Genomic DNA, 20,589 nt, shown 5'->3' on the forward strand with positions numbered 1-20,589 from the left:
ATTAAACCTTGATTTATTGGTAGATTTGGCTCCTTAAAATGAAGCAAATCATCGCCCACGCTGTGCTTGGTTCCCCTAAATAAAAAAAACGTTACCATGCATCTAACTGCATGGTAACGATTGTCTGGTCTGCCATTGTTGCACCCACATTAACGATGCGCTGATTACGACTGCCGCGAAAAGGAAGAGACACATCACGCTCAGCTGCAATATAAGGCCCATCGATAATGACGTCGCATAGCCGGGATAACTCCGCCCGCGACGGGTCTGTAATCAGTTCCTCATACACAAACCCCGTGTATGCCCATACAGTCAGATCAGGTCGAGTAGCCCGAAGCTGCCGAACCCAGGAGGCGCATTCTGTGGCAGAGAAAAAAGGATCACCTCCGCATAACGTTACCCCTTCCAGCAAGGGGTGTGAGGTCACTTCATGCAAAATCTGCTGCTGACGCTTCTCCGTAAATGGTTCGCCTGCACGGAAGCTCCATGAGCCGGGGCTGAAACAGCCCGGACAAGCGTGGCGGCATCCGCTAATGAACAACACGGCACGCAGGCCTGGCCCCTCATTCACTGATTCCGGGATGTAACCATACAGATTCACCGATGATTCACCCGGTCTCTCACTTCGGCCTGCTTCGCGCCATTGAAGCGCACTTTATAGTCACCGGTCAGATAACCCGTAACCCGGCGCAGTCGCTGGAAATGCACATGGTTTTCATGAGCCTCACATCCGGGACATACATCTCCAATAACGCCCTCATAGCCACAGGACGGACAACGGTCAATCGGGTGATTAATGGAGAAATACCCGATATCCTGGGCCAGCGCGTATTGAACGATTCGTTGGAAAGCGGCGGTATTGGCCCTTACATTCCCGTCGAGTTCGACATATGAGATCGCTCCGGCATTACATAGGGAGTGGAAGGGAGCTTCCAGTTCAATCTTGCGATAGGCAGGAAGCGAATGATAGACCGGAATGTGAAATGAATTGGTGTAGTATTCCCTGTCGTTGACCCCTGCGATGTTGCCGTATCGCTCCCGATCGATCTTGGTGAATTTGCCGGATAGGCCCTCAGCGGGCGTAGCGAACAAGGTGATATTCAGGTTATGCTGCTCACTCATCCGGTCACAGAATTCTCTCATCGTACGAATGATATTCAAGGCTTCTCGATGTACATGGATGTCTTGTCCATGGTGACGGCCATATAGAGCGGTCATACATTCGGCAAGTCCGATAAAACCAAGGGATAACGTACCATGTTTCAACAGATCGGCCACCGGTTCATTCGGAGCCAATTGTTCACCGCCTTCCCATACTCCTTCCCGCATCATGAAGTCCGATGCTTTGGCAGGTTGGTTCATCTGAATTCGATACCTGTGTAGCAGACCGTCCGTAGCATTGTGCATGACCGATTCCAGCGCAGTATAGAAGCCAGCCCGGTCAGCAATGGCTCTTGCTCCCTGGCAGATCCCGTATCGAATGCCGAGCTTGACCAGATTGATGGTATTAAAAGACAGGTTCCCTTTGCCGCTCTGACGATTGCGTCCGAAGCGATCAGCCAGTGTGCGTGTCCGGCATCCCATCGTCGCAATGATCGTATCGGGATCTTCCGGTTGATAATAGGGCAGGTTGAAGGAAGCATCCACATTGACAAAGTTCGGATACATGCGCCGTGAGGAGCAGGTCACAGCAAGCCGGAACAAATCATAATTCGGCTCTCCTTCAGATTGGTTAATTCCATGCTTGCACTGGAAAATATGTTGTGGGAACACGGGAGTTTCTCCGTTACCCAGTCCCCGAATGGTCGCTTCCAGCAAAGACCGAGACACGAGTCGACCTTCGGCTGAAGTGCACAGTCCGTAGTTCAGCGAAGTGAACGGAATCTGTCCCCCAGCACGACTGCTCATGGTGTTCAGATTATGGATCAGGGATTCGGCGGCCTGTTCGGTCTCCAGTTCCGTTTCTTCACAGGCAAAGGCAAAGGCTCGAGGACAATTCTCCTTTGCTTCATCGCTATCCAGATGCAGTTGCTCATCCTCAATTGAGGTGATTTCCCCAAACAGCCGTTGTCCCTTCCGGTAATGCTTACGGAACGAACGCTTCACATAAGGTGCGAGATCCCAATCGATTTTATTGGCGGATACCCCGCCGTACTGGCTGTTCTGTTGGGATTGAAAAATAATGGCTACCAATGCCATGGCAGACATGATTGTCTGTGGTGTACGAACCGAACCGTTGCCGGTATTGAATCCGGAGGCCAGCAGCCGGTCAAACGGAATAAAGATACAATTAGTCGTTCCAAGAGCATACTGATCCAGATCGTGTACATACAGATCGCCGTTCTCCACAGCTAGAGCGAGCTCCTTAGGCAGCACATGTCGCAGAGCATGCCACTTCGCGGTCTCCGAACCGAGCCTGCTCATCTTGCCGCTGAATGAGTCTCCGTTCAGATTGGCATTCTCCCTCAGCGTATCGGCATCTTCAGCACCAATAATTCGTCTTCCCAGGTCAGATAGCAGATCGGATGCCGGTGGAGAGGCATACTCAAGCATGTTCATATCAGTTCCTCCTAAATAATAAAATTGAAATGTATGGGATAATGTCCATTCATTGAACACTACATGTAGAGTTTCTTTATCCATTTATAAACTATATATTGTTATTTAGGTGTGATAATGATCACATGGGAGAGGCTGATTGACGGTCATGATTTATAGCCCTGAATGATAAAGGTTTTCAAAGCTGGAGGGTAAGCGTATAATTTCTATTTACTGTGCAAGTTCAGTTGACGATGCTTGAAAAAAAAGGATAGAAAACTTCATATATGAATAGTTTGTGACAGCTGTTTCGGAATATTTGAACCCTCGTTAATCGATTGAATCATACTGTGGAATACGGATTTGAAATGCAGCTAAGACAAGAGGGGTGAGTCATGGGAACGGTAAGCATTACAAGGGGCTTCTATGAAAATATACAGGAAGCCGCGTCCCATATTGTTGACGTATTAAGCGGAATCTTAAAGGTGAATACCATCTTCGTTGCCACGAATAATGGCGTGACCAATGTTATTATCGAGGCTTTTAACCGTGAGGAAGAGTTGATCGCCAAAGGTAGTGAACTTCCATTTGAAGCTTCATATTGCAGCCTGGTATTAAGAGATAAGGGCAGCAGTCTGATCATCACGGATACATGTGAACATCCTCTTACGAAATCAATGGACGTAACAAGCGGACTGGGCAATCGTTTCTTTGTGGGGATTCCCATCATGCGGAGGTCCGGGGAAACGTTCGGTACGATCTGTCTGATGGATAATCCTGATTATGTGATCAGTGAAACGGATATGAAAACACTGCAAGCCATGGCCGTTTTTCTCGGGTATGTGGTGGATCTGGAAGATACGCTTCAAGTTCAGGAACAGAAGCTGAATGATTCGGAGCAATTACAAGAGCAATTGCAGGCAGAGAAGGAACGTGCGGAGTCTGAGGCGATGACCAAGACGCAGATGCTGTCGCTGATGAGCCACGAGATTCGTAATCCCCTGAACGGCATTCTGGGATTAACCGACCTGATGCGTACACCGGATATGTCGGACGAGCAGACAGAATATGTGAATATGATTGAAACCAGCGGTAACATTCTGCTTTCCCTGTTGAATAACATGATGAGTTTTAATAACGTCAATGACGCAGGCAAAACGGTCGTACATGATGATCCATTTGATCTGGTAGCGACGATTGAGAATACCGTTTATCTCTATGCGGGACTGGCGCTGAGCAAGAACATTGAGCTGGGATTGAACCTTGATTTGAATGTGTCCCAGGTTTTTGTTGGGGATGAAATCAAGATCGGGCAACTATTGGCCCATGTCATTCAGTATGCTATAGATTCAACACGGACAGGCTCGGTATTGATTACGGCAACCGTAGATGGTGGAGATGCAGAGGATGAGGGTATCCTTCAACTCCAAGTGAAATACACCGGACGCATGTTGTCTTCGGACAATAAGCTTAGAGCAATTAACAATTTGGACGGAAATATAAGTACACAGAAGCTGGTTGGAACCAATCTCGGACTGGCGGTCAGCCAAAACCTCGCCATCCTTATGAATGGTCGTATTCAGGTGCATGGCATGGGAGACAAGGAGACAGAATTCGAGATCTGCCTACCGCTCCGCAGACATTGGGAACTGCCTCAGCTTGCCAATATACAGCATCGACTGAAGGGCAAAAAGGTGCTGCTTGCCAAGGACCCTGACATTCTGCAAGGGGCCTCGTCCCTGATGCGCAGATGGGAGATGGATGTGCATATGACCTCGGTTACGACAGAAGCGTACGACTGGATACAGGATGGCTTTAAGCCAGACGTGGCCGTTGTGGATATGGGACTTCTGGAGGGCGGTGCTGTGGATTTTGTACACAAGCTGAAGCGCCTGGTTACAGATTCACCGGTCATTGTTCTGATTCCGTATGGTATGCATATCGATCCGCATGAAGCGGAAGTCTTTGATGCGGTCCTGACCAAGCCGGTGAAGCAGGCTGATTTGTTGAATGCGTTAAGCATCATTGTGCATTAAGAACATGAGAAAATATATTAAACTAGGCGCACCTGTCACAGGTGCGCTTTTATGTTGTTATTTTGAAGGAAGATGAAGCTCGGACAAGCAGCTCCGAGTCGACTTTAAATACACGTTTATCCTGAAATTCATTCGTATTCATCGTATCAATCATCTTCTCCATAAGAATGGCCCCCATCGTATACTTGGGCTGGTTCACCGAACTTAGCGTAGGATGGATGTATTTGCTGATTCGATTGTTATCTACACCTACGATAGCCAATTGCTCGGGAATGCGTATTCCGTATTCCGTACATGCTTTGTATACACCTAGCGCCATCTCATCATTTGCTGCATATACAGCGGAGAAGGACAGGCCTTTGTTAAACAATCTTTTGATAGCCTCGTACCCACCTTCCTCATTGAAGTTCCCATTCTCGATCAGTTCGGGACGGAACGGAATCTGATGATTGCGCAGGGCCTTCAAGTAGCCTTCTAGCCGTTCATAGCTGTCGATCGCTTCAGGATAACCGTTTAGGAAAACGATATTCCGATGTCCCGCCTCAACGAGATGCTGAACAACTTCCTGGGAAAATTTCACGTTGTCCGTATATATACACGGGATCTGATCATGTTCGATGTATTTACCAACGATGCCAATACGATATCCCTTATCTGCAAGCTGGAATAATTCCTCATCCGCCAGCATGGGCGTGATAATGATGACACCGTCAATGGTCCGATCGAGTAGCAAATTAAGATAATCGACTTCTCGCTCTTTCAGGTTATGGGCATCACATATAATGACCTTGTAATGGCGAGCGTAGGCGATGTTCTCAATGCCTTTAATAATTTCGGCATAATAGGAGTTGTTAATATCCGGAACGATGACGCCAATCGTCATGGTTCTCTGTGAACGAAGATTCTTGGCTGCTGCGTTGGGGTGATACCCCAGTTGCTCTATGGCGCGCATCACCTTATCTTTGGTCTTGGTGCTTACTTTGCTGTGCTGATTAATGACCCGCGATACGGTTGCCGGGGACACACCTGCAATGGCAGCTACATCAATGATTTTGACATCCATATTCTTCACAACTCCAAATAAGTGATTGACAATTAATTCAAATTCATTATAATTCCAATTGAAAACGATTACAAGTTATAACCGTTTGAAACAATAATTGGGGATAGTGGAGAGATAAAGGGTTTAATATTCAATAAAATGTAATCGATTTCACCACCCCTTCACTTGTGATAAATAGCGGACATCCATGGATCGTACCCCCCGTATACCCGCTGTTTATATAGCATTATCGTTACCCGTCGTGAGTGCTGCATCCTGGTTCAGTCATACCTCAAGATATGACCATTTAAGGGAGGCGTCAACATGTTGAAGAAGAGCACTATCATGCTGTTGTGCAGCTGTCTGCTGCTGGGCCTGCTGGCTTCGGCCGTAGGTTCACCGAAGGCCAGTGCGGCTTTTGGATCAGGGGATTTCCTGAAGGCTAACGGGACGGTTGTCCGCAATAATTCGGGAACAGGCAATGTGGTAAATCTGCGTGGAACAAATTTGGGTGGCTGGCTGCTGCAGGAAGAATGGATGACGCCCTCTGGAGCGGTAGATGAGTACACGCTGCGTCGCACGTTGACGAATCGTTTTGGGGAATCGGGTGCACAGAGTCTGATCAATGGATATCAGGATACCTGGATACAGGCTGGTGATCTGGATAACATCAAGAACTGGGGCATGAACGTTGTGCGTGTGCCGATCTATTGGGAGGATTTTATGAACACCAGCGGTGTCATGAAGCCTGATTCGGTTACGTTCCGCAAACTGGATTGGCTGATTGATGAAGCGGGCAAACGAAACCTGTATGTCATTCTCGATCTGCACGGTGCACCGGGAGCAGCTTGTCCATGGCATTCCTGCGGTCAGGAAAATTCCAACCAACTGTGGACCAATTCTACATACCAGAACTGGACTATTCAGATCTGGGAACGGATGGCAACACGTTACAAAGGCAATCCAACCGTTGCTGCGTACGACTTGCTCAATGAACCTCTTGTGACCATGGGAACGGGTGAAAATGCTGCTCAAATCAAGCAAAAGATGGATTTCTATGACCGGATGTACAAAGCCGTCCGTGCCAAGGATGCCGATCACATGATCATCATCGCGGCATTCTTCGACTGGTGGGCAGCTTCTCCACCAACGACTTATGGGTGGACGAATGTGATGTATCAGACGCACCATTATCAATTCACGGATTATAACAACTGGGATTTGACCAATTCGGAGATGGATCGCTGGCTGAAAGATATGGCGTCCTATCAGAAGAATTGGAACGTTCCGGTGTTAGCGGGCGAGTTCTCGTTTGGTCAGGATGATCTGACCGAGAAGTGGCTATCCGGTCTGAATTCACTGAATGCTTCATGGACGAACTGGAGTTATAAGGTCAAAGGGGGCGGAACTTGGGGCTATTACAATAATAACAACAACCCGGCGCCGAACCTGAATACCGACAGCGCGCCAACAATTGCTTCAAAATGGAGCAAGTTCACTACGGCGAACTTTGCCTCTAATACCTCGTTCCAGAATGTGGTCAAGAAACATACGGGAACGGCTTCCTTTACAGAGACATGGTCCAATCTAAAAGCCAACGCCAATGGCACTTTTGTCAGCGCAGAGAATGGCGGTGCAGATGCGCTGGTAGCCAATCGGGATACTGCCGGACATTGGGAAAGGTTCAAAATCATCCAGAATTCGGATGGTACGGTATCTTTGCTGTCGATGAGCAATATTAAATATGTGCAAGCCGATCTGAATAATGGCGGGCGTTTGATCGCCTCGGCCACATACCCATCTACATGGGAGAAGTTTACCCGAGAAGAATTGGGCGGAGGACTGGTTGCCTTCAAATCCGTGGCGAACGGTAAATATGTCAGTGCGGATCTGAATAACGGAGGCGTGCTGTATGCCAATCGTAACGCTGTGGGCGGAGCATGGGAACAATTTATCGTAACAGCTAACTAAGACAAACTAGCGCCCAGTCATAAATAATATGAAGTAACCGTAACATAGTGACTTGTATCGTGGCTCCGCTATTTAGCGGAGCTTTTCATATTCACCCCTATCTATTTCCCAAATTCTGCTCCAAAGCCCTTTTAATCCGAGCCGAATACGATACAATAGAAAGGGAACTTCATCATTAATCAGTTTAGAGGAGGATGTGCATTCAATGGAATACCGTAGATTAGGTGGAAGCGGACTGAAAGTAAGCGAGATTAGCCTGGGAAGCTGGCTGACATATGGAGGATATGTGGAACGTGAAAACGCGGTGAAATCAATTGAAGCCGCATTCGATGAAGGCATCAACTTTTTTGATACAGCCAATGTGTACGAGCGGGGTGCAGCAGAAGAACTGCTGGGGCAGACGTTGAAAGCGTATTCCCGCGATTCCTATGTCCTTGCAACCAAGGTATTTGGTAAAATGGGTGACGGTCCAAATGACCAAGGGTTATCCCGTAAACATATTAAGGAACAATGCGAAGCCAGCTTGCAACGGCTGGGTGTTGATTATGTAGACATATATTATTGCCATCGCTATCATACCGAAACACCGATTGAAGAGACACTGCGAGCACTTGACGATCTGGTGCGCCAAGGCAAGGTGCTCTACGTAGGTGTTAGTCAATGGACCGCGGCACAAATGGAAGCTGCGTTGGGTACCGCTGATCGCCTGTTGCTTGATCATATCGTGGTGAACCAGCCGGTGTACAACATGTTTGACCGCTACATCGAAAGTGAAATCATCCCGTTGGGTGAGCGCAAAGGAATTGGACAAGTTGTCTACTCCCCGCTGGCACAAGGATTGTTGACCGGGAAATACACTTCGGTGTCCGATATTCCCGAGAACAGCCGGGCAGCGAAGCTGGGATGGGATGAAGGGAAGATTAACGCTGACCGGATCGGCAAGGTTCGCCAGTTAATTGAAGTGGCAGACAAACTGGACCTGAAAGTCGGCCAATTGGCTCTGGCGTGGATTCTGCGCCAGAATAACGTGTCCAGTGCGCTTGTTGGAGCAAGCCGTCCTGAACAGGTGAAAGAGAACGCAGCCGCTTCCGGAGTGAAGCTGGATGCTGCCATCGTTGAAGAAATCGAACAAATCTTAGCTTAAGGCAAACTCAACTCCACAGGTTGTTCTTGTACCCATAAGCGAGTTGATTCGAAGGATGCAAAATGTGAGATAAGAAAGGGATGTCCTGGCTAGCCTGTAGGCTATGGGGACATCCCTTTTTGAGTATGAGATTAGAATGAGCTTTGGCCGCTGGAGAGCGACCTGGAACGCAACGGAATGGCACATACCCGGTTCCGGCCCGTATTCTTGGCCTCATATAATGCACGGTCTGCCTGTTCAAAGAAATCGTTATCATCCCGGTCGTCACAGTGATCTGGAAAAACAGCGACCCCGATAGAGATAGTCAGCCGGATCGTATTGCCATCAGGCAGCGCGAAATGGTACTTCTCAACCGATTGTCTGATGGACTCGGCAATGGCCATGGCTTGGTGATGACCACAATCGAGCAATAGTATAGCGAATTCCTCGCCTCCGTTCCGAGAGACGATATCTGCTGAGCGGGCATGCTCAATGAGCAATTGTCCGAGTTGTTTTAGAACCGCATCACCTGAAGTATGACCGAAAGTGTCATTTACTTTTTTGAACCGGTCGATGTCGATGACTAGCAGCGATAGTTTTTGTTTGTACTCACGTGCCCGTTCTAGTTCAAATTCAAGTGATTTCTCAAATTGTCTGCGATTACTGAGGTTGGTAAGATGATCGGTGGTCGCTTTGCGTTCGAGCAGAAACAACATCTCATTCGATTTATTAATGAATTCTGCGATGAAATAAATAAAGATTCCACCGACAAAAGAAATGGTCATCTGTAAAGGATATACTTTCAATAGTGAGTTCATGCTGGTTGTATTCAGCATTAGGATCACAAAGATCAGCGTCATACCCAGCAGGTTCATGGTAATAATTTTGGTTAATCGCGACCAGGGAGCATAGGCAAAATATACACCGGACAGTCCGATGATCGTCATGACGAATGCTGCATCGATGGCAGCGGATGACATTCCAAACATGATAATACGCAGGATGGAAATGACAAGTCCCGAGATGACCGAAGCCAGTCCTCCTAAATATACGGCGGCTGTGACAATAGCCAAATGACGTAAATCTACAATGGTAGTTTCATTTAAAGGAAAGGAATAGTTCATCAGTACCGTTCCATAGATCCCGAACAGCAGACCACCGATCATCTGAACACGCATCGAGGGAAAGGGAACGCGGATACGATAGAATTTGGCTATGATTCCGGACACATACATGAACGTGATCATGACACAGAGATTGACGAAAAACGTGCTTAGCAACAAGCATCCCTCCTTTAGCGCACATTACTATATTTTAGCTGAAAAGCAGTATAGTAGCGAACCATATTATCCCAAGTAGGGGCGATGGCTACGTAGAAGATGGTTTGGATATCACTATTCATGAATAAAATAGTCGGATATTGACTTCATTATACAATGAGATTTATACTTAATCTAAATCAAAATTGATTTTGATGTTTCAGGGAATCATAGCAATCAGTAGATTGCTGTGTCATCTTATATACTATTGAATGGGTTAATAAAGGAGAATTGCTGGTGAGAACTCTAAATCTGACGATACAGCGTCAAGCCGTTTACGATGTAGTCCGTCATTCCGAAGACCATCCAACGGCAGCAGAAGTGATGAACCGTCTGGTGGAGCAAGGTTATAATTTGGCTTATGGTACGGTATATAATTCACTCCGATATTTAACAGATAAAGAATTGATTCGGGAGCTCAAGTTGGGCGAAACGGCCAGTCGTTATGATGCCCGCATGGACGAACATCAACATATTATGTGTGAAGTATGCGGCAAGGTAGATGAAGTCATGACGGAAGTTCCTCCCCAATGGATGAAGCAAGTTGCGGAGGAGACCGGGTATGCGATTGATCACGCTCATGTGGTCTTTGGAGGTGTCTGCGCGGAATGCAGAAACAAACGGGTCAAGTAAAAATCAACCTGTCCGGCCGTCGTCTGCCGCTCCGGGTCAAGCCTGCCCTTTCGGATTCAACTCCCCTTGTGGATAATTGCCCGGTCACGAGACGGGTCATTCTGATCAGTCCGATGCCCGGGCAGGTACATGAACTGGTCAAGGCTTTGACGGACAGCTGCTTCGATGTGCTGGTGTTCCACCGCTGGGAGCCTGATTTGCATGAACGGCTTGTATTTGATCTGTTAATCTATGACCTGTCTGTTGCTGGAACCATTGATGCTTTTGCGGGAATCAGCAGCCGATTGAATCGTGAAGCAGAACATGCAACACCGTGTCTGTATCTGGTGGGGGAGAAGATGATTGGCAGTGCCAGTGGACCGATGCTTCAGGAGGAATTGCTGGTCTGGCCGGCCCGTCCTCAGGAAGCGTTGTATCGTGTGCAACGCATGATTGGCAATAGCCCTGCAGCACCGAAACGCGGATTTCTCCCTCAGGAAGGCCAACGCATCGCTTTCAAGGATCTATGGCTGGATCGTGAGCGGATGAGTGTGCATCGCAATAATGACCGTATTCATTTGACCAAGACAGAATATGATCTGCTGCTGAAACTGATTGATGCCAAAGGTGCAGTGATTTCCCGTGAGGAGATGCTCAGCGATATTTGGGAGACTGATTTTACAGGTGGAAGTAATGTGGTGGATGTTCATATCAAAAGCTTACGCAAAAAACTTGGCGATAACGCGGCTTCGCCTCAATATATAGTAACGGTAAGAGGAGTGGGCTACCGCCTGGCGGATTAGTCCGCTTTTTTTTGTGCACACAAAATGCTGTTCATGTCACTCGTATGCGGGTATATCCACTAGATGGAGTAGATCAAGCCAATCGGAATGGCTCAATGCTCATCTTACTCCAAGTTGATGTTCATATTTCATTCATGAAATGAGCAAGAAACTCATCTTAATCTCATACGAACCTCATGCAAGGGGCGAGTGGGACATGTTAGAATCAATTTAACAGTTAGATCAAGTCTAAATGTATATTTAATCCGATGGCGAATATGATTTTAATAGAGTATATACAGCAGGCATGAGACCAACATGAGGAGGATAACGATATGACAGAACGCATGACAACCAATCAGGGCGCACCCGTAGGTGATAACCAATACTCTCGTACCGCAGGAAGAAGAGGCCCCACATTACTTGAGGATTATCATCTGCTTGAGAAGATCGCACACTTTGACCGTGAGCGTATTCCGGAACGGGTCGTTCATGCGAGAGGTGCCGGTGCACATGGCGTGTTTACGCTGGAGAAGAGCATGAAGGCTTATACGACAGCCGATTTCTTACAAGACCCGGGAACAGAGACGGATGTACTGGTGCGGTTCTCGACTGTAATTCACGGCACGGGTTCGCCGGAGACAGCGCGTGATCCACGTGGATTTGCCGTGAAGTTCTACACTCGTGAAGGGAACTACGATATTGTGGGTAACCACTTGCCCGTCTTTTTCATCCGTGATGCCATGAAGTTCCCGGATATGGTTCATTCCCTGAAGCCTGCGCCGGATACGAATATCCAGGACCCTGCACGCTACTGGGACTTCATGACACTATCACCCGAGTCGACTCATATGATGACCTGGTTGTTCTCCGATCTGGGTACACCAGCAAGTTACCGTGAAATGGATGGATTCGGCGTACACGCCTTCAAATGGATTAATGCTCAAGGGCAAGTCCATTATGTGAAATACAAGTGGGAATCGGCCCAAGGCGTACGAGGTTTCTCACGTCAAGAGGCAGCAGAGGTGCAAGGACAGGATTTCAACCATGCCACCCGGGATTTACACGATCATATCAAAAACGGGCAATATCCGCAGTGGAAGCTACAGGTACAGTTGCTGAAACCGGAGCAGATGGATGATTTCGCCTTCGATCCGCTCGACCCAACCAAGACTTGGCCGGAAGATGTACTGCCGTTCCAGACGATCGGAACCATGACATTGAACCGAAATCCACAAAACTTCTTCGCAGAAGTAGAGCAAGCAGCCTTTTCACCAAGCGCTTTGGTGCCTGGAATTGAGCCTTCCGAAGATAAATTGCTGCAAGGCCGCCTGTTCTCCTATCCGGATACACAGCGCCACCGGCTCGGACCAAACTATTTGCAGATTCCGGTGAACTGCCCTTATGCTCCGGTTCGCAATCATCAGCGTGATGGATTGATGAATGTGAATCAGGACCCGTCCCCGGTAAACTATGAACCGAATAGCTCAGGCAACAGCCCGGAGGAAGCACCTGAATATCGTGACAGTCAAGCTCCGTTACAGGGCCATGTTACGCGTGAGAAAATTGAGAAAACTGATAACTATACGCAGTCAGGGGAGTTGTTCCGTTCATTCACGGCGGTGGAGCAGCAACATCTGCTTGATAACCTGATCAATGACTTGAAGGCAGTACCGGAACAGACCCAGCTACGTGCCTTGTGCCATTTCTTCCAGGCAGATGGACAGCTCGGTGGTCGTTTGGCTCATGGACTGGGTGTGGATATTTCCGCTTTTATGCCCGCACAGGATCGTAAATAAAGCACTGATCTCATCATTATTTCAGAAATGAATAATCGATTTATGAATTAGACCGGGCAGGACTGCAGAATAGCAGACCTGCCCGGTCTTTAGGTTTTTTTAACGCTAAGCTGATCTTGTGCATCCAAATAATATTCTGAAATGGAAAACATATTTACAAATCATTTACAATAAATAGCTGACATAGAGGTTGACTTCTCGTTTGTTGGCACTACAATGGGTAGTGTGAGGGGTGTCTGAACATGAGAATACACAATTTTAAAGTGGGTGAGCGTGGACTGAACCGGTTTTTCGGTCCGCTTGAGGCGAAGATTATGGACATTTTGTGGGCGCGTCCAGGCAGTAGCATTCGCGAAGTGCAAACCGCATTAGAAAAAGATAAAGACGTTAATTTCAATACTGTCATGACGGTGATGAATCGCCTCGTGGACAAGGAACTGCTCCACAAGTCGCAGAAGGGCCGAACGTCACTGTACCATCCGGTACAGAGCAGGGAGGAGTTTATGAACGACCAATCCAAGGAATTGTCACATGAGTTGGTGGATGAATTCGGGGTACTTGCTGTGAATCACATGCTGGATGCGCTGGATGAAGCAGATGCAGGGTTGATTGAGCGTCTGGAGCAGAAGATTAAGCAATGGAAAAAGGATAGCGATTGACATGTGGAAGGCCCGCTCGAAGCTGTTGTTTACCGTCGGGTTTGGCATTCCGTTATTCGTGTTCATGCAGATGTTCATGTACGCGATGTACAAAATATTCGGTTGGGACATTCCGTTTAATCTGCTCTGGCTATGTAATCACTGGATGAGCAGGCTGGGCTGGTTATCCATGGGGCATGTTCTTATGGCACTGGTTCTCCTGACTTTTGCAGGTACAGGCTGGTTGCTATTCGATCGGATGATGAAGACACGTGCAGCGGTACGGAAGCTTCGGTCAATGGAAGATAGAGCCATGTCCCAGGATCTTCAGGCGCGGTACCGTCATCTGAAACAACCTGGATTCATTGTGGTGGACAAGCCGTCACCGGTGGCATTTACGATTGGTCTCTGGAAACCTTGTATTGTACTTTCCACAGGGCTGCTCACGATGCTGGATGCTGAAGAAGAAAGAGCGGTTGTGTATCATGAAGTGCACCATCTGTGGCATCGTGATCCACTCAAGACGACATTATTGTCAGTATTTGCCGTGATGATGCCTTATATTCCGGTGTTGAAGCATACTTCAAAACATTACAAGATCATTAGAGAAATACTGGCTGACAATGAAGCAATTGAACGTACAGGGAACGCTGCGGGCATTGGTAGTGCACTGCTCAAACTGATCCGGGCTTGCCCTGAACCTTGGAGAATTAGAGAGACAGCTATTCAATCGTCTTTTGCCGATACTTCGGTGAATGTACGTATTTCCCGTTTATTAGACCCGGAACAGGATGTTTCACTGTCGCTTCCCCGCTATGCGGTATTCATTTCTGCCACAGTGATCCTGCTGCTGTCTGTTTTGTTTGTTTGGTCAATTGGGTGAAAGGTAACGTTGAACTTAAACTCCAAGGAGGAAGATGAATATGAATAGAAGTGTGGAGATCGGTTTGTTTTTCTCAAGGATCATGATTGGTCTCATCTTTGTATTACATGGTTGGAGCAAATTCGAAGGTGGAATTAGTGGTACAGTCGGTTTCTTTGAAAGTATCGGCATTCCTGGTTTTCTGGCATCTGTTGTAGCGATCATTGAGCTTGTGGGTGGTGCAGCCATGATTCTGGGCTTGGGAACACGTGTATTTGCTGCATTGTTCATCGTAGTGATGGGTGGGGTTCTGCTCACTGCCAAAGTGGGACAGCCGTTCATGAGTGGTACCGAGTTTGATTACCTGCTGCTGGCGGGTTCGTTGACACTGCTCTTCACAGGCAGCCGTTTCCTAGCGGTGGATCATTTCTTCTCCAGACAAGGGAACGCTCGACAGAATGTGAGTGCATAACGGGTTTATATCCATCCAATAGGGATAGATAACAAGTTCATTCAAGTAGGTATATCCTGCATAGAGGCCTTTTCTCGCTAGTTCGGATTACGCGTAATTATACGTGTGATCCGTTCGAAGCGGGAAATGGCTTTTTGTTTTGGACGACAAGCCCATCGATTTGGTACAATGAGAATAAGTATGCAACTAAGAAAAAATAAGAGGATATAAAGGAGGGTGCGCTTTATGATTAACGTCATTCCATCCGATTCCCGCTCCAGCTTCGACCGGGGCTGGCTGCGCGGCAATCACAGCTTTTCCTTCGGTGAATATCAGGACCCGGAGAATACTTCGTTTGGACCCATGCGGGTAGCTAACGACGATGTAATTGCTCCTGGTCGTGGTTTCGGTGCACACCCGCATAGTGATATGGAGATTGTGTCCATCGTGTTGAACGGGAAACTGCGTCATGAAGATAACCTGGGCAATGTAGCTGTAACATCATTTGGTGGGATTCAGCGCATGTCAGCAGGCAGTGGCATGATCCATACCGAACACAATGCCTCGGATTCTGAAGAAGTGCGTATATTACAGCTTTGGTTCATGCCACATACGAAAGGGCTTGAGCCGTCTTATGAGACAACTTCTTTTGATCCAGACGCACTTGCGGGAGCACTCGTACCCGTGGTATCCCCTGAAGGTAGGGGGCGTATTGCATCCATTCATCAGGATATGACCATCTATCTTGGCCGATTGGCCGCAGGCAAGGCATTAACATATGAACAGGCGGAAGATCGCCGCATGTACATTTTTGCTATAGAAGGCAAGCTTAGCTTGAACGGAGAGTATCAGTTAAATGAAGGGGATACGGCTCGTGTGGAACAGACGACATCCATGAACCTGGATGCAAGCGAGGACTCTTTCTATATGTTGATCGATCTGCCCTAGATTACCGAAATAGATTGAAACTCCAAGATCAAAGGAGGATGTACTTTTATGACGCAGCAGGAATGGTTCATGGTTAAGCATGCAGTGACTGGGCGAGGGCTGGTTAACAGCAAAACAGACTCGATGTCCTATCGTTATCAAAAAGAAGGCACTGGTTTTGTTTTTACCGTTACGGGTCTGGAACAACAGGTGGTGGATAGCATTATGGAGCTTAGACAGGAGCTCAATGTGTTTCGCTTTGTACAGCGTAAAGATCAGCCCTTGGTGAAGCACTGGTATTACGTTCAGGGAGACCAGGTGCAGTATGATGGAGAACGCCATACATTGACTATATATGCGGAATCTGAGATCCGCTATATTCCTGAAGATTATTTTGCCGACTAACCGAATGATTAAAAAGACCTTCCAATTGGAAGGTCTTTTTCCTTATATACAATTAATTTTGAATTATATGTGTTTCAGGTTGTTTCATGAAATTTAGCAAAGGAGAAGCAAAGGAAGGTTGACATAACGAAATTAATATCGATATAATTACCCTAATTGATAATGAGTATCAATATCAAATGACACGAAGTAGAACAAGTACAAGTGTTTTACGGCTATTGGTGAGGGGATTAGTAGAGAGATGAAGTTAGGCTATATGTTGATCGTACTGGCTTTTTTGTCTATCGTATACCTGTTTATTGGCAATTCAGACATTTCACCCATGGATATATTTCATTTGACCCCAGTCCAGCTTCAGGTGTTACAAGTCAGTCGTTTTCCCCGCCTAATTAGCATCCTTGTCGCAGGTATCAGTATGAGTGTTATTGGACTAATCATGCAGCAGCTGACTCGCAACCGTTTTGTGTCTCCGACAACGGCCGGAACAATGGACTCAGCCCGGTTGGGTATCCTTGTTACTTTGATGTGGTTCCCTGGAGCTTCTCCACTGCAGAAAATGCTGGTTGCTTTTGCCTTCGCACTGGCTGGAACGCTAATCTTTATGCGGATACTGGAGAAAGTCAAATTCAAGGATACGATATACATCGCTCTCCTCGGTTTGATGTTTGGCAATATTGTAAGCTCAGTCACGACTTTTTTTGCTTACAAGAACGATTTGATCCAGAACATGTCATCCTGGCTGCAAGGTGACTTCTCCACGATTATGAAGGGACGTTATGAACTGATCTATATCAGTATTCCGCTGCTCATTATCGTATATCTGTTCGCTAATCGCTTTACACTTGCAGGCATGGGTGAAGATTTCTCAACCAACCTTGGACTGGCTTATCGCAAAGTGGTTAATCTCGGACTGATTCTGGTTGCCATGGTTTCAGCCGTCGTCATTATTACGGTAGGTACAATCCCGTTTCTGGGTCTTGTAGTACCGAATATTGTGACGTTGTATAAGGGTGACAACTTGCGGGATACATTGCCTCATACGGCAGTGCTCGGTGCGATTTTTGTTCTGGTCTGCGATATTTTGGGTCAATTGATTATTTATCCTTATCAGCTCTCCATCAGTTTGACTGTGGGCGTTGTGGGCAGTGTGTTGTTCCTGTATTTACTGCTTCGAAGAAAGGCTTATGAATCATGAGAATGAAGTATACGGCGAATACCTGGAAATTTGGCATTTTGATTACAGCGGCAGTGCTGTTGATTGGTGTATTTCTGGTCATTCAATCCGGGGGCAATTGGGATTATATTCTGCCTCGCAGAGGAAAAAAGATTCTTGCTATTGTGCTCACGGGTGCTTGCATCGCGTACTCCACTGCCATTTTCCAAACGATAACCAACAATCGAATTCTTACGCCTGGCATTATGGGACTCGACTCCCTGTATATGTTGTTTCAGACCTTTGCCGTGTTTGTGTTTGGGAGCACGCATATCAGCTTTGTGAACAAAAATCTTAACTTTGCGGTATCTGTCCTGTTAATGACCTTGTTTGCCTTACTCCTGCATCAGTTCATGTTCCGTAGAGAACGGGGGCGCAATATCTATTTACTGCTGCTCGTTGGCCTTATTCTGGGTACGCTGTTTCAGAGCATGTCCTCCTTCATGGAGGTACTGATTGATCCAAATGAGTTCCTTGTACTGCAGGGCAAGATGTTTGCAAGTTTTAACAATGTGAATACGGATCTGCTGATCATCTCAATGGTGGCTATTATTTTGATCCTGCTGTATGCACAGAAGTTTACTAAGTATCTCGACGTACTGTCTCTTGGTAAAGATCACGCGGTTAATCTTGGGGTGGACTACCAATACATTGTGAAAAGGTTGCTGCTGGTTGTGATGGTTCTGGTGTCAATCTCCACAGCGCTTGTTGGACCAATCATGTTCCTGGGACTGCTGGTCGTGAATCTGGCGCATCAGATATTCCGATCACATCGTCATAAAGTGCTGATCTGGGGTTCAGTCATTATAGCCGTGGTTTCATTGGTCGGTGGACAGCTCATTGTGGAGCGGGTATTTACTTTTGCCACTACAGTAAGTGTCATTATCAATTTTGTAGGCGGTGTGTACTTCATCTATTTACTGCTAAAGGAGAATAAGTCGTGGTAGAAGTCAGAAATGTAACCAAACAATACGGCGGCGTCCGGGTAGTGGATGACGTATCACTGAATATTGCCAAAGGGAAAATCACTTCATTTATTGGCCCCAATGGTGCAGGCAAAAGTACACTGTTATCCATGATCACCAGGCTAATCAGCAAGGATGCAGGACAAGTCCTGATCGAAGGGCAAGAGATCGAAGGCTGGAAGAACAAGGATCTGTCGAAAAAAATATCAGTACTTAAGCAATCTAATCACATAAATATCAGGTTGACGGTGGAGGATCTGGTTGCTTTTGGGCGTTTTCCATATTCACAAGGAAGACTCACGGCAGAGGATCGGCAGTGGATTCAGGAAGCCATCGATTATATGGAACTGGCGCCATTCCGCAAAAAGTATTTGGATGAGCTAAGCGGTGGACAACGGCAGCGGGCTTACATTGCCATGGTTATCGCGCAGAACACCGAGTATATTCTCCTCGATGAACCCTTGAATAATTTGGACATGAAACATTCCGTGCAGATTATGAAGGTGCTTCGTAAAATGGTGGATGAATTGGGCAAGACGATTGTTATTGTCATTCATGACATCAATTTTGCCTCCTGTTACTCAGACTATATCGTGGCACTCAAAGATGGGCGTGTCGTGCAGGAAGGTAAAACGGAGGACATCATTAATACGGATGTATTGCAGAAAGTATATGACATGCACATCCCTGTGCAATGGATTGATGGGCGTAAGATTTGTGTGTATTTTGCTTAAAGTTAAACCAATATAGAGAGAGCGAGAGGTGTCTATTTATGAAAAAGGGTTGGTTGTTTACGTTGCTTGTCGTGTTGTCGGTTGTTCTGGCAGCTTGCGGTGGAAATAAAACAGCAGAAAATACAGGTTCCAGCAGTGGCACAGGGTCAGAAGCGAATGCAGCAGCAGATCAGTCCAACGAAGAAATCGTCATTAAACATAAACTTGGCGATACAACAGTGAAGAAGAATCCGGAGAAAGTGGTTGTGTTCGACTATGGGGTGCTGGATACATTGGATCAGCTCGGGGTAGAGGTTGCCGGTGTACCTCAGGAGGGAGTTCCTTCTTATCTGGAAAAGTATAACGATGCAAAGTACGCCAATGTTGGCGGTTTGAAAGAGGCTGATTTTGAGAAAGTAAATGCCCTGAAGCCTGACCTGATTATCATCTCAGGACGACTGCAAGACTCATATGAAGAGTTGAGCGAGATCGCACCAACTATTTATATGGCGGTAGATACAGAAGATTATATGAACTCCCTGACTTCGAATGTGAAGACACTTGGAGAGATCTTTGGTAAAGAAAAAGAAGCAGAAGAGGCACTGGCATCAATTGATACCTCTGTTAAAGCTTTGAAAGATAAAGTAACGGCTGCTGGAAAGAATGCACTGGTTGTTCTGACGAACGAAGGTAAATTGAGCGCTTATGGTGCAGGTTCCCGATTTGGTATCATACATGATGTGTTCGGTTTTACTCCCGCAGATGCAAATATTGAAGTGTCCACTCATGGGCAGAGCGTTTCATTTGAATATGTTATGGAGAAAAATCCAGATTATCTGTTCGTGGTAGATCGGAGTGCGGTGGTTGCAGGCAGTGGTGAGGCAACTCCAGCCAAACAGGTTATTGAGAACGATTTGGTCAAAAATACGAATGCTTATAAAGATGGACACATTGTTTATCTTGACCCGGATTACTGGTACTTGTCCGGTGGTGGTTTGGAATCCATTCAAGAAATGATTAAAGAAGTGGACGAGAGTATCAATTAAGTGAATGAAGATTGACGCATTAGTTTAATTAGGCCCGAAGGTCTCTGTTATCCATACAGAGGCCTTTTTTTGTTGCCCTAGTTGAAGAAGGTATCTGGATTTTTATAAAAAGATCACATAATTCTGCGCGCTCTGGCACAAGCTACC

General features: G+C 46.7%; 19 protein-coding genes. 15 read left to right on the top strand and 4 right to left on the bottom strand.

What is annotated here, in order from left to right; translation table 11 throughout:
• Window positions 1-91: 91 nt before the first annotated feature.
• Both nrdG and MHB84_RS15210 read right to left on the bottom strand, forming a co-directional pair.
• Window positions 92-601, bottom strand: a complete 510-nt coding sequence (gene nrdG, locus MHB84_RS15205; RefSeq protein WP_076287490.1) for an anaerobic ribonucleoside-triphosphate reductase activating protein — start codon at window positions 599-601, stop codon at window positions 92-94.
• A complete protein-coding gene (locus MHB84_RS15210; protein WP_076287491.1) occupies window positions 598-2,559 on the bottom strand; it encodes an anaerobic ribonucleoside triphosphate reductase in 1,962 nt (653 codons plus the stop codon). The genes nrdG and MHB84_RS15210 overlap by 4 nt, the downstream gene beginning before the upstream one ends.
• Window positions 2,560-2,933: 374 nt before the next feature.
• On the opposite strand from MHB84_RS15210, the gene MHB84_RS15215 reads away from it, so the two are divergent.
• Window positions 2,934-4,574, top strand: coding sequence for a hybrid sensor histidine kinase/response regulator (locus MHB84_RS15215; protein ID WP_076287492.1), 1,641 nt, complete (start codon window positions 2,934-2,936; stop codon window positions 4,572-4,574).
• 49 nt (window positions 4,575-4,623) lie between these two features.
• On the opposite strand, the gene MHB84_RS15220 is transcribed toward MHB84_RS15215, so the two are convergent.
• Window positions 4,624-5,637 carry a LacI family DNA-binding transcriptional regulator gene (locus MHB84_RS15220; RefSeq protein WP_076287493.1) on the bottom strand — a complete coding sequence of 338 codons (1,014 nt, stop codon included), beginning with the start codon at window positions 5,635-5,637 and terminating at the stop codon, window positions 4,624-4,626.
• A gap of 303 nt (window positions 5,638-5,940) precedes the next feature.
• On the opposite strand from MHB84_RS15220, the gene MHB84_RS15225 reads away from it, so the two are divergent.
• Both MHB84_RS15225 and MHB84_RS15230 read left to right on the top strand, forming a co-directional pair.
• On the top strand, window positions 5,941-7,587 hold the full coding sequence (locus MHB84_RS15225) for a cellulase family glycosylhydrolase (protein WP_143764504.1): 1,647 nt from the start codon (window positions 5,941-5,943) through the stop codon (window positions 7,585-7,587).
• 205 nt (window positions 7,588-7,792) lie between these two features.
• On the top strand, window positions 7,793-8,731 hold the full coding sequence (locus MHB84_RS15230; protein WP_063567219.1) for an aldo/keto reductase family protein: 939 nt from the start codon (window positions 7,793-7,795) through the stop codon (window positions 8,729-8,731).
• Between the two features lie 131 nt (window positions 8,732-8,862).
• Here the strand turns inward: MHB84_RS15230 and MHB84_RS15235 are convergent, their stop codons facing one another.
• The gene (locus MHB84_RS15235) at window positions 8,863-9,990 is read right to left on the bottom strand and encodes a GGDEF domain-containing protein (protein WP_076287494.1); all 1,128 of its coding nucleotides are present in this window, start codon (window positions 9,988-9,990) and stop codon (window positions 8,863-8,865) included.
• Between the two features lie 276 nt (window positions 9,991-10,266).
• Between MHB84_RS15235 and MHB84_RS15240 the strand changes: the two genes are divergently transcribed.
• From MHB84_RS15240 to MHB84_RS15295, 12 genes are all read left to right on the top strand, one after another.
• Window positions 10,267-10,662 carry a Fur family transcriptional regulator gene (locus MHB84_RS15240; RefSeq protein ID WP_076287495.1) on the top strand — a complete coding sequence of 132 codons (396 nt, stop codon included), beginning with the start codon at window positions 10,267-10,269 and terminating at the stop codon, window positions 10,660-10,662.
• On the top strand, window positions 10,638-11,444 hold the full coding sequence (locus MHB84_RS15245; RefSeq protein ID WP_076287496.1) for a winged helix-turn-helix transcriptional regulator: 807 nt from the start codon (window positions 10,638-10,640) through the stop codon (window positions 11,442-11,444). Before MHB84_RS15240 ends, MHB84_RS15245 begins: the two co-directional genes overlap by 25 nt.
• 314 nt (window positions 11,445-11,758) lie before the next feature.
• A complete protein-coding gene (locus tag MHB84_RS15250; protein ID WP_076287497.1) occupies window positions 11,759-13,222 on the top strand; it encodes a catalase in 1,464 nt (487 codons plus the stop codon).
• 242 nt (window positions 13,223-13,464) lie between these two features.
• A complete protein-coding gene (locus tag MHB84_RS15255; protein WP_076287498.1) occupies window positions 13,465-13,881 on the top strand; it encodes a BlaI/MecI/CopY family transcriptional regulator in 417 nt (138 codons plus the stop codon).
• Window position 13,882: 1 nt separating this feature from the next.
• Window positions 13,883-14,743, top strand: coding sequence for a M56 family metallopeptidase (locus tag MHB84_RS15260; RefSeq protein WP_076287499.1), 861 nt, complete (start codon window positions 13,883-13,885; stop codon window positions 14,741-14,743).
• Window positions 14,744-14,783: 40 nt separating this feature from the next.
• Window positions 14,784-15,194 carry a DoxX family protein gene (locus MHB84_RS15265; protein WP_063567226.1) on the top strand — a complete coding sequence of 137 codons (411 nt, stop codon included), beginning with the start codon at window positions 14,784-14,786 and terminating at the stop codon, window positions 15,192-15,194.
• 225 nt (window positions 15,195-15,419) lie between these two features.
• Entirely contained in the window at window positions 15,420-16,121 is a 702-nt protein-coding gene (locus MHB84_RS15270; RefSeq protein WP_076287500.1) for a pirin family protein, read from the top strand.
• A gap of 48 nt (window positions 16,122-16,169) precedes the next feature.
• Entirely contained in the window at window positions 16,170-16,505 is a 336-nt protein-coding gene (locus MHB84_RS15275) for a hypothetical protein (protein WP_076287501.1), read from the top strand.
• 241 nt (window positions 16,506-16,746) lie between these two features.
• The gene (locus tag MHB84_RS15280) at window positions 16,747-17,700 is read left to right on the top strand and encodes an ABC transporter permease (protein ID WP_076287502.1); all 954 of its coding nucleotides are present in this window, start codon (window positions 16,747-16,749) and stop codon (window positions 17,698-17,700) included.
• A 2-nt stretch (window positions 17,701-17,702) separates the two neighbouring features.
• Complete coding sequence (locus MHB84_RS15285; RefSeq protein WP_076287723.1) at window positions 17,703-18,665, top strand: iron chelate uptake ABC transporter family permease subunit; 963 nt, start codon at window positions 17,703-17,705, stop codon at window positions 18,663-18,665.
• On the top strand, window positions 18,659-19,417 hold the full coding sequence (locus MHB84_RS15290) for an iron ABC transporter ATP-binding protein (RefSeq protein ID WP_076287503.1): 759 nt from the start codon (window positions 18,659-18,661) through the stop codon (window positions 19,415-19,417). The genes MHB84_RS15285 and MHB84_RS15290 overlap by 7 nt, the downstream gene beginning before the upstream one ends.
• 38 nt (window positions 19,418-19,455) lie before the next feature.
• Window positions 19,456-20,442: a siderophore ABC transporter substrate-binding protein gene (locus MHB84_RS15295; RefSeq protein WP_076287504.1), complete on the top strand. Its 987-nt coding sequence runs from the start codon at window positions 19,456-19,458 to the stop codon at window positions 20,440-20,442.
• Window positions 20,443-20,589: the final 147 nt, after the last annotated feature.

Origin of the sequence: Paenibacillus sp. FSL F4-0087, assembly GCF_038020215.1 — a bacterium.
GTDB lineage: Bacteria > Bacillota > Bacilli > Paenibacillales > Paenibacillaceae > Paenibacillus > Paenibacillus taichungensis.